Genomic DNA, 10,221 nt, shown 5'->3' on the forward strand with positions numbered 1-10,221 from the left:
CGCACCCCCGCCACTACCGACTTACGACCTTGCCCTCGCCCCACCGAACGCCGACCCACACGCGCCCACTCCCATCCCATTGAAGACCGACCCACACGGCCTCAGTCGCCACCTGCCGACGCCCGGCTCTCAGCCGAGCTCGGTTCCGTCAGCCGAAGCCCAGCCCCCACCCAGCTCTGCCCGCACCCAGGCTCAACCCCCGGCCCAGCCCCGCCCTCACACCCGCGTCGGCACAAGGCAGAGCCCTCACGCCCACCCGCACGGGCCAGAGCCCTCACACCCGCACCAGGCAGAGCCCTCACACCCGCGCATGGCACGAGAACACGCACACTCGCACATGGCAGGAGAACAAGGCGTCGGCGGTGGTCGGCTCACTGCTCGGTGGGACGCTTACGCAGCAGCACCAGGAACATGGCGTCGGTGCCGTGCCGGTGCGGCCAGAACTGGGCGTGCGGGCCATCTCCCAGGCGATCCACCTCGGGCAGGTAGTCGCGGGCGTCGAGCTGCTCGACGTCGGGCCTGCGCGCCATCACGTCCGCGACCACGACCCGGGTCTCGGCCAGATGCGGCGAGCAGGTGACGTACGCGACGACGCCACCAGGACGGACGGCGTCGAGCGCGGTGTCGAGGAGCCGCCGCTGCAGCTTGCCCAGCTCCGCGATCCCGGACGGGTCTCGCCGCCACCGTGCCTCGGGCCTGCGCCGCAGCGCCCCCAGCCCGGTGCACGGGGCGTCGAGCATCACCCGGTCGAACACCCCGGGCCGCCACGCGGGCTCGGTGCCGTCCGCCGTCACCACGGCCGCGTCCCGCGTAGTCTGCCAGACCAGCCGGGCCCGATGTTCCTGCACGTCGGCGGCCATCAACCGCGCACCTCCGCCGAACACCTCTGGACGGCCACCACCGCCCCCAGCGGACGCCTCGGGACCACCGCGGTCACTCCCCTGGGGGCTCGCAGCCGTGTCCGGGGCGCCACCGGCCGCCCCGTCCAGCCCGGCGAGGTCGCCGTGGGTGGCGATGGCGTCGAGGAGGCCCGCCTTACCGCCCGGCCCCGCGCACATGTCGAGCCACAGCTCGTCGCCGTCCCCGTCGAGGGGCACCCGGGTCAGGGCCAGGGCCACCAGCTGGCTGGCCTCGTCCTGGACGGCGGCGCGCGTCTCCGCCACGGCCTCGATCTGGCCGGGATCGCCCTCGGTCAGATAGGCGGCGTACGGCGAGTAGCGGGCCGGGACGGCGCCCGCGTCTTCGAGCTCCGCCATCGAGCTCCGGCCGGGCCGCGCCACCAGCGTCACCAGAGGACGGGCGTTGTCGGCGTCGAGCAGGTCGGTCAGGTCGTCCGCCCCACCGAGGGCGTCGCGGAAGGCGGAGACGATCCAGCGCGGGTGCCCGTAGGCCACGGCGAGGTGGCCGACCGGGTCACTGGCCGGGTCGGGCGCGACGATGGGCACCCACTCCTCGATCGTCCGTGAGCCGATCTTCCGCAGCACCGCGTTGACGAACTTGGCCGCGCCCTGGCCGATGCGCAGGCGTACGAGGTCGACGGTGGTGCCCACGGCCGCGTGCGGCGGCACGCGCATGCGCAGGAGCTGGTGCGCGCCGAGCCGCAGCGCGTCGCGCACGTCTGGGTCGGGCGCCCGGTCGCTGCACATCTCGATGATGGCGTCGTAGGTGCCGAGCCCGCGCAGCGTCCCGTACGCGAGCTCGGTCGCGAGCGCGGCATCGCGTCCCCTGATGCCGCGCTCGCGCAGGAGCCGTGGCAGAAGCAGATTGGCGTACGCGTCGCGCTCGTCGACCGCGCGCACGACGTCGAAGGCCGCATTGCGTGCCTGGTCGCGCACCGGTCTGCGTGGCTTCCGCGTACGGCTGGCGCCGCCTCTGCCGCCGGCCCCTTGGTCCCCCCTCGTCCTCATCCCCTCAAACTTTCCCTCATGGCTTGGGCGGCAGCCTCTGGAGCATTTCCCCGAGCAGCGCCTTGACCTCGATCATGTCGCCCGTGAGCCCGCCGACACCCGCCTTGAGCCCGCTCACGTCCGACTTGAGCCCGCTGACATCTGTCTTCAGCACGCCGACGTCCGTCTTGAGCTCCTTGACGTCCGCCTTGAGCCCACTCACGTCCGACTTGAGCCCGCCGACGTCCGTCGTGAGCACCCCGACATCCGCCTTGAGCCCACTCACATCCGACTTGAGCCCACTCACATCCGACTTGAGCCCGCCGACGTCCGTCGTGAGCACCCCGACATCCGCCTTGAGCCCACTCACATCCGTCCTGAGCTCGCTGACATCTGTCTTGAGCACCGCAACGTCCGACTTGAGCTCCTTGACGTCCGTCTCCAGTACGGCGACGCGGCCGTCCAGGGTGTCCAGCTTCTCCTTCGCCTGCACGGCCAGGCCGAGCGCCTTGTCACTCTTCTGCTCGATCCGCGAGACCTTCCCGTCCAGCTTCGCCATGGAGCGATCGCTCCGGGCGGTCCAGAAGTTGATGTCGCGGATCTTGTCGCGAGCATCACAGAGCGTCGCGAAAGCGACGTCCTGGTCCTCGCGGAGATTGTCCATTCGCGCGATGAGCGCCTGTGACTCGCTACCGGTGGTGGTCATGGCGTCGATGTTACCGAGGGCGTCCGAGCCGACACGCCGCGTCACTTGAAGATCTCTTTACCCTCTGGGCGAACCCCGCGAGCCCACTCCACGGCACTCATCATCCGCTTGCCCTGCGGCTGCACCTCACCCAGCTCCACCGGGTCGGTGGCCGTCCCGACCAGCACCTTCGCCTTCGAGGCGGCGATCTCGCCCGCGGGCAGCCGCTCACCGGGCGCCGGTCGCACCGGCCCCAGCTTCAGCCGCTGGCCGCGGAACTCGCTCCACGCGCCGGGGGCGGGGGTGCAGGCGCGGATCAGCCGGTCGACGTGGACGGCGGGCTTGGTCCAGTCGACCTGGGCGTCGGCCACGGTGATCTTGGGTGCGATCGTCACCCCGTCGGCGGGCTGCGGCCGGGCCTCCAGGGTGCCGTCCTCGACGCCGTCGAGGGTCGCGACGAGCAGCTCCGCCCCCGAGACGGACAGCCGTTCGAGCAGCGCCCCGCTCGTGTCGGAGGTGCGGATCTCCTCGGTCACGACGCCGTAGACGGGCCCGGCGTCCAGCTCCTTGACGATCTGGAACGTCGTCGCCCCGCCGATCTCGTCGCCGTGCAGGATCGTGTGCTGCACCGGGGCGGCCCCGCGCCAGGCGGGCAGGATCGAGAAGTGCAGGTTGATCCACCCGTGCCGGGGGATGTCGAGCGCCGCCTGCGGCAGCAGCGCACCGTACGCGACCACCGGGCAGCAGTCGGGCTCCAGGGCGCGCAGCCGGTCGAGGAAGCCGGGATCGCCGGCCTTGGGCGGGCGGAGCACCTCGATGCCGGACTCCTCGGCGAGCTCGGCCACCGGCGAGGGGTGGACCTTGCGGCCCCGCCCCGACTGGGCGTCGGGCCGGGTGACGACCGCCACGACCTCGTGGCGGGGAGAGTCGATGAGGGCCCGCAGCGACGGCAGCGCCGTCTCGGGTGTGCCCGCGAAGACCAGACGCATGCTCTCAGAGGGCCCTTCCGCCGGTGGCGTGCGGCGACGCCTTGATCACGGGGGCGGCCAGGCCGCTCCACTCGGCCTCGCGCACGGCCTTCATGGCGAGCTTGCGCTGCTTGGGATCCATGCGGTCGATGAACAGGATGCCGTCGAGGTGGTCGGTCTCGTGCTGGAAGCAGCGCGCCATCAGGTCGGTGCCCTCCAGCGTGACGGGCTCGCCGTGCATGTTGAAGCCCTTGGCGACGGCGCGGACGGCCCGCGGCGTCGGGAACGACAGCCCGGGGAAGGACAGGCAGCCCTCCTCGCCCTCCTCGTCCTGCTCGGCGGACAGGTCGAGGTCGGGGTTGATCAGGTGGCCGAGCTGCTCGTCCACGTAATAGGTGAACACCCGCAGCCCGACGCCGATCTGCGGGGCCGCCAGGCCCGCGCCCGGAGCGTCCATCATCGTGTCGGTGAGGTCTTTGACCAGCTTGCGGAGCTCCTTGTCGAAGTCGACGACCGGAGCCGCCGGGGTGCGCAGCACCGGGTCTCCGAACAGCCGGATCGCCTGGATCGCCAAGGGGGTCTCTCCGTTCTCGCGCGTGGATCAGCCCAGTTTAGTGTGCTCGAGCGAGCGCGCCTTCATCGCTGCCTTGCGCGCCGCCTTGACCACGGCCTGATCGTCGTGGGCGGCGGCGAGCATCTCCAGCACGGCGATCGTGTCGGGGTGGCCCACCTCGGGCATCTCGCCGACCAGCTTGATCAGGTCTTCGCCCGGCTCGGGCGTGTCGAGGCGGCCGGCGGCCGGGCCCGACAGGTGCATGAGGGCGGCCAGGGAGTCGACCGCGATCCAGGTGTGGTCCTCGGGGCTGAGCGTGGGGGCTGGAAGGTCGCGGATGTGCAGCCAGGAGGCGGCGTAGCGGCGCATCAGCGGGTCGTCGAGCGCCTGCCTGACCGGCTGCTCGGCCTCCGGCCCCAGCTCTTCGAGGATGGCGCCGACCGCGCCGCGCTGCCCCGCCGTACCGGATGCCGCGATCTCGATCAGGTCGCGCGCCGCGGACTCGGGCGAGCGGCGCTCCAGCCACCCCGCGACGGCGCTCTGCGTGGCCGAGCCCTTGACCAGTGCCTCCACCAGCTCGGCCGCCGACAGGTCGGCGAACACCTCCACCTCGGCGGTCGTCGGCGCGTCGTGGCCCTCGCGCAGCAGGTCGCGGCGGATGGCCCAGACGCCGAGCGGCGTGAGCGCGGTGCGGCCCGCGGGGGTCTGCTCGACGAGCCCGCAGTACGTCAGCAGCGACAGCGCCTCCAGCAGCTCGGCCGGCAGCGCGGCGGCGAGCCTGCGCATCTCGACGGCGCCGGGCGCGCAGGCCACCTCGTGGGACTGGAGGATGCCCCTGGCCAGGTTGGCGGTGGCGACGCCGGAGCGCACGGAGTAGATCGTGGCGAGCATCTCGGCCAGATGCCCGTCGACCACGGCGGACCCTGTCAGGCCCTCGTCGGCGCGGTCGAGCACGTCCATGACCACGCCGTCCCAGAACTCCAGCGTGGCCTCCACCGTCAGCTGCAGCGACAGCGGCCCGCGCGAGGCCCGGCCGCCGAGGATGCGCAGCAGGCCGGTGTTGACGGCCACGATCCAGATCAGGCGCAGGCGGGCGGGGGTCAGGCCCAGCTCCCGTGCGGCGGCCTCGGCGTCCTGCTCGCTCAGGTGCCCCTCCGGGGTCACCGGGCGGGTGCCCGTCCAGGTGGTGAGCCTGATGGCGTCGGCCACGAGCGGCACCCTGGGCACCGCCGCCGCCAGCTCCGCGTCGGGCGCCGGCAACACCGGCGGGAACGTCAGCGCTTCGTGCTCCACGGGAGTCTCCTCAGGAGGCCGTGGGGGCACGGCGGCCTGCTCATCGATCAGCTTGCGCAGCTCGGCGAGGTCGAAGACGTTGTTTGCCACCCACGAAACCTACTGCACAGCAGTCACATGAGCGACTTCAACGGATGGCCCGGGACCGGGCTTTGAAGGCCGCCTTGCGTGCCGCCTTCGCGACCGTGCCGTCGGGGATGGAACGCCCGAGCAGTTCGAGCACCTCGACGACGTCGGGGTGGTCGACCCGCCACATCTCCTCGATCATATGGGCGGGCGGGCCGGAGGCCGCCATGTTCTCGGCGAAGTTCTCGGGGTCCTCCTCGGCGGCGGGCATCGCCAGCGCCAGCATGTCGACGCTGACCCAGAGCAGCTCGTCCTGGGTGAGCTGCGGCGCGGGCAGACCTCTGGCGGCCAGCCAGTGGATGACGTGCGGGCGCAGCTCCTGGTCGTCGAGGTGCTCGCGCACCTGCGGCTCGGCCTCGGCCCCCAGCCGGTCGACGATGGTGATCGCGATGCCGCGGGCCACGGCGGGCGCGCCGGAGGCGGCGGCCAGCAGCTCGGCCGCGGCCTCGCCCGGCGCCCTGCCGGTCAGCCAGCGGCTGATGTCCTGCTCGGCGAGCTCCGTCGGGACGCCTTCGAGCAGGCCCTCGATGAGCCCGAGCGCGTCGGCCTGGGTCGGGTCGGGCGCCTCGGGGGCGTCGAGCCCGAGCGACAGGTAGTGCCGGCGCAGCCCCCAGACGGCCAGCGGGGTCAGCTCCGCGCTGTCGTCCGTGACGTGGATCATGCCGTGCCGGACCAGCCGGTCGAGGGTGGCGTCGAGGTCGTCGCTGTCGTCGTCGGCGAACTCGGCGAGGTAGTCGCCGATCACGCTCACCGGCACGCGTACCTGGACCCGGTAGAGCATGTCGAACAGGTCGTAGAGCCCCTGGTCGGCATCGTCCTCGATGAGCCGGGAGACCCGCTGCGCCCAGGCCTCCAGCGGCTCGCCGCCGCCGGGCAGCGGGTCGTCGGCCAGCACGGGAACGGTGTCCAGGGCCGCGACGAGCTCCTCCCGCGGGGCCAGCCGGGCGGCGGGCAGCGGGGTGCACGCGGGGCAGTCGCAGGGCGCCTCCCCCAGGTCGGGCACCTCGCCGGAGGGGATGGCGACGGCCTGCTCGAGCGACTCGGGGCCGATGGAGCTGAAGAGGGTCTTGGCCATGCCGAAGTTCGCCTGGTCGGCGAGGGCGTCGGGCATGCGCGGCGCGATCACGTCGAGCCTGCCGCGCATGAGCGCCACCGTCTCTTCGGGCACCGCGCCCGACTCGCTGAGGTAGTCGACGAGGGTGCGCGCGGCGGCGACGGTCTCGGGGGCGCTCTCCGGCGGGGCGATGACCTTGCGCGGATAGATGGACAGCAGCAGTTCGTCGAAGGTCTCAGGGGTGAAGTCACCCAGCTCGTTGACGTTGAGGTAGTCGCTTGCGTAGTCGCAGAGCAGGCGGACCTCGTCCGCGTCCACCTCGACGTCCCGCGCGCGCCCCCAAGCGCGCAGGTCGTCGATGGCCTGGTTCACCCATTCGATCGACACATGGGCACGCTAACGGCTGGCCTCCAGATGAGCGAATCGGGGAAACGGCCTAAATCAGGTCGAGTGGGTCGACACTAACCTTCACGACATCTGGCGTCTTGCGCGCCGCACGTACCCCGCTGGCCCCTTTGAGCGCGGCGGCCAGCGCCGCCCCTCCGGACCGCCGTACCCGGATCATGGCGCGTTCCTGGCCGGACTCGTCCACGGGGACGGGGCCGAGCACCTGGGCGCCGGGCGGGAGGTGCGCCTCGTCGAGCATCTGCCTGACCGCGCTCGCCGCGCCGGTGAGCGTCGCCATCCGTACGGCCGGCGGGAACCCCAGCTCGGCGCGGTCGCCCAGCTCGCGCTCCGCGTGGGTGACGGGGTCCCACCGCAACAGCGCCTGTACGGCGGGCAGCGCGGTGTCGCCCAGCACCACCAGCTCGGCGCCGGGACGGAGCAGCGCGGCGGCGTTCATCCACCGCCGGACCGTCTCCTCCGCCGCCCTGAGGTCGGCCCTGCCCAGGAGCGCCCAGCCGTCGAGAAGCACGGCCGCCGCGTACCCGCCCTCCGCCACCGGCTCCGCGCCGGGGGTCGCGACGACCAGCGCGCGGGTGCCGGGGACGGTGGCCAGCACGCCGTCGCGGCCCGACGTGCGCACCTGCACCGACGGGAAGGCCCTGCCGAGCTCCTCCGCCGTACGCCTGGCGCCGGTGACGACGGCCCGGAGCCGGGGGCTGCCACAGGTCGGGCAGCGCCAGTCGGCGTCCACGCGGCCGCACCAGCGGCAGTAGGGCGCGGCGTGACCGCCTCGGAGAGCGAGCGGGCCGTGGCACACCGGCCTCGGCTCCCCGGCTCCCTGGAACCCCGGCCCGTACGTCCCTCCGCCTCCGGCCTCCGCCCCGGCCGCGCTCCCGTTCAGGTGCGGGACCTTCGCGTCGGCGGGCGGCACAGGGCTTCCGGGGTCCGGCGTCTGCGCTTGTGGCGTCGCGCCGGCACGCCCGTTCCCGGCCCCGCCCGTCGCGCCGCCGCCACCGGCCGCTGCGCCCCGGGACGGCTCTCCCCTCCCCTGCTGCAGCCCCTGAGACGGCCCGGCGTTCCTCGTGCTCGGATCCTGGGACGGTTCGGGGGTCCCGGCGCGCGAGCCTTCGGACGTCCCTGTGACCCCCGTCCGCGTGACCCCCGTCCGCGAGTCCCGGGCAGGCGCCGCCGCTGTGGCTCCGGAGCGTGCAGCCGGCTGGTCGAGCAGGGGAATGGCCATGCCTCCTGGAGAGGCGGCCGTGGTGGGTGGGTCAGGCAGCGGGACGGCCGTCCGGGTGGGGGGCAGGGTGCAGCGAGCAGGGGTACGGCAGTGCCGGCAGGCCAGGGCGGGCAGGTAGCCGCGTCTGGGCACCTGCACCAGCACCGGGCCGCGTTCCAGCCCCTGCCGGAGCGCCCGCCAGGCGATGCTGGGGAGCCGGGCCTGGCGGGCCGCCTGGTCCTTGGCCAGCTCGGCGTCCTCGCCCGCGGGGCGCACCCGCGGGGCGAGGCTCCTGATCGTCGTGCGGGCCGCCACGATGGGCCTGGCCCAGCGGGTGGCCACGAGCTGCGTCGCCTCGGCCGTCCGGGCGTAGCCGCCGATGAGCATCGCCGCGCCGGTCCTGAGGGCACGCAGGCCCAGGACCTCGCGGGCGTGCGGATAGGGGGCCAGGCGCTCGCCGTGCAGGTCGTCACCGTCGTCCCAGATGGCCACCAGACCGAGATCGTGGACCGGGGCGAACATGGCGGCCCTTGTGCCGACGACGGCGCGTACCTGGCCTCTGAGGATCTTCAGCCACCGGCGGTAGCGCTCGGCCGGGCCCAGGTCGGCGGTGAGCGCCACGTGCCTGCCGGGGCCCAGCACCCGTTCGAACTCGCCGTCCGCCAGCGCCACGTCCTTCCCGTCGGGGACCACGACGACCGCGCCCCTGCCGCCGTCCAGCGCCGCCCGCACCGCCTCGGCCATCGCCCCCGCCCATCCCCTGGCGCCGGGCAGGGCGGACCACACGGCCCGGGGCGCGCGCCCGTTGCGCAGGGCGTCGAGGAAGGAGGGGCCGGTGGGGTACGCGTCCCAGGCGCTCTCATCGACGGGCGGCGCGGCGGCGGGCGGGCCGTGCTCGGGGGCCTGCTGCGACTCCGCCCTGGCGTGGCGGGGCGGGACGGCCAGGCGGAGCACGTCGGTCAGGGTGCCCGCGTACCGGTCGGCCACGGCCCTGGCCAGTTCGGCGATCTCGGGGGTGAGCACGCGTTCGGGGGAGACGACGCGTTCGAGCGGCGTGAGCTTCCCCTCGTGCTCGCTCTCGTCGACCCGTTCCAGCAGGAACCCGTCGACCAGCTTCCCCGCGAACCGCACCCGCACCCGCACCCCCGGCTCGGCCGTCTCGTGCATGGTGGCGGGCACCAGGTAGTCGAAGGGGCGGTCGAGGTGGGGCAGCGGGCTGTCCACAGCGACCCTCGCCACGGGCCGTTCGGGGGCGGGTGCGGGGGCTCCCTTGCCGTCCTTGGGCTTGCCGTCCTTCGACGACGCCGGGGGCCGCACGGCGTCGAGCGGCAGTAGGGCGTCGTCGGAGTCGGTCACGCACTAACGTCTACCAGAAGCCACCACTCCCCGAAGCCGCCACCATGACGCACCCGGCGATGCAGTGTCGCCGACGTGACAGGCCCGCTCAGGCGCGCGTCCGCCGGTGGCGCTGGATCGGGAAGCCGGCCCTGCGGGGGTCGAGCTGAAGGGTGATGTCGTGGCGTGAGCCGGCGCGCGACTGGAGTGGCTGGCGGATGGGCGGCTGGATCCGGAGCACCGCGAGGCATCAGACCGCAGGCGTGCAGCGGCTGGGCCACGGTTGCGGGCCGCCCCGATGGCAGCCCGCCCGGCCATGCATCCGCCCGGCCGGAGATCGGCCGACCCGATACGCCGGAGCACCGGGCACGCGACGCCCGCCGTCTCCGGGGTCAAGCTCAAAAACCCGGAACGCGGCCGGTGAATGCCGGCCGCGGATCGAGCCCGTGTCCGGTCACCATGGGCGTGACCGGATACGGGAAGAGGGGTGGTCAGAGGCCGGCGGCGTTCCTGAGGGTCTCGGCCCGGTCGGTGGACTCCCAGGAGAAGCCCTCCCGGCCGAAGTGCCCGTAAGCAGCCGTCTCCGAATAGATCGGACGCAGCAGGTCCAGATCACGGATGATCGCCGCGGGCCGCAGGTCGAACACCTGCAACACCGCCTCCTGGATCTTCTCCACCGGCAGCTTCTCGGTGCCGAAACACTCCACGAACAACC

The 10,221-nt window shown here is 73.3% G+C and carries 8 protein-coding genes; all 8 read right to left on the minus strand.

What is annotated here, in order from left to right:
* Positions 1-371: 371 nt before the first annotated feature.
* Complete coding sequence (locus FH608_RS45145; protein ID WP_139637333.1) at positions 372-1,907, minus strand: RsmB/NOP family class I SAM-dependent RNA methyltransferase; 1,536 nt, start codon at positions 1,905-1,907, stop codon at positions 372-374.
* A gap of 16 nt (positions 1,908-1,923) precedes the next feature.
* On the minus strand, positions 1,924-2,592 hold the full coding sequence (locus FH608_RS45150; RefSeq protein ID WP_193318985.1) for a hypothetical protein: 669 nt from the start codon (positions 2,590-2,592) through the stop codon (positions 1,924-1,926).
* A 41-nt stretch (positions 2,593-2,633) separates the two neighbouring features.
* The gene (gene fmt, locus FH608_RS45155; RefSeq protein ID WP_139637334.1) at positions 2,634-3,560 is read right to left on the minus strand and encodes a methionyl-tRNA formyltransferase; all 927 of its coding nucleotides are present in this window, start codon (positions 3,558-3,560) and stop codon (positions 2,634-2,636) included.
* A 4-nt stretch (positions 3,561-3,564) separates the two neighbouring features.
* Positions 3,565-4,113, minus strand: a complete 549-nt coding sequence (def, locus tag FH608_RS45160; RefSeq protein ID WP_139637335.1) for a peptide deformylase — start codon at positions 4,111-4,113, stop codon at positions 3,565-3,567.
* A gap of 27 nt (positions 4,114-4,140) precedes the next feature.
* The gene (locus FH608_RS45165) at positions 4,141-5,475 is read right to left on the minus strand and encodes a hypothetical protein (RefSeq protein WP_139637336.1); all 1,335 of its coding nucleotides are present in this window, start codon (positions 5,473-5,475) and stop codon (positions 4,141-4,143) included.
* 37 nt (positions 5,476-5,512) lie between these two features.
* On the minus strand, positions 5,513-6,952 hold the full coding sequence (locus FH608_RS45170; protein WP_139637337.1) for a hypothetical protein: 1,440 nt from the start codon (positions 6,950-6,952) through the stop codon (positions 5,513-5,515).
* A 49-nt stretch (positions 6,953-7,001) separates the two neighbouring features.
* Positions 7,002-9,527, minus strand: coding sequence for a primosomal protein N' (locus FH608_RS45175; RefSeq protein WP_139637338.1), 2,526 nt, complete (start codon positions 9,525-9,527; stop codon positions 7,002-7,004).
* 470 nt (positions 9,528-9,997) lie between these two features.
* A partial coding sequence (locus FH608_RS45180; RefSeq protein WP_193318986.1) for a methionine adenosyltransferase domain-containing protein occupies positions 9,998-10,221 on the minus strand: 224 nt, incomplete at its 5' end.

Source organism: Nonomuraea phyllanthi (assembly GCF_006334985.2).
In the GTDB taxonomy this organism is placed as follows: domain Bacteria; phylum Actinomycetota; class Actinomycetes; order Streptosporangiales; family Streptosporangiaceae; genus Nonomuraea; species Nonomuraea phyllanthi.

Coding starts and splice junctions, on each gene's coding strand:
- fmt (WP_139637334.1), bottom strand. CDS start 3,560: ATGCGTCTGGTCTTCGCGGGCACACCCGAGACGGCGCTGCCGTCGCTG.
- FH608_RS45150 (WP_193318985.1), bottom strand. CDS start 2,592: ATGACCACCACCGGTAGCGAGTCACAGGCGCTCATCGCGCGAATGGAC.
- FH608_RS45145 (WP_139637333.1), bottom strand. CDS start 1,907: ATGAGGACGAGGGGGGACCAAGGGGCCGGCGGCAGAGGCGGCGCCAGC.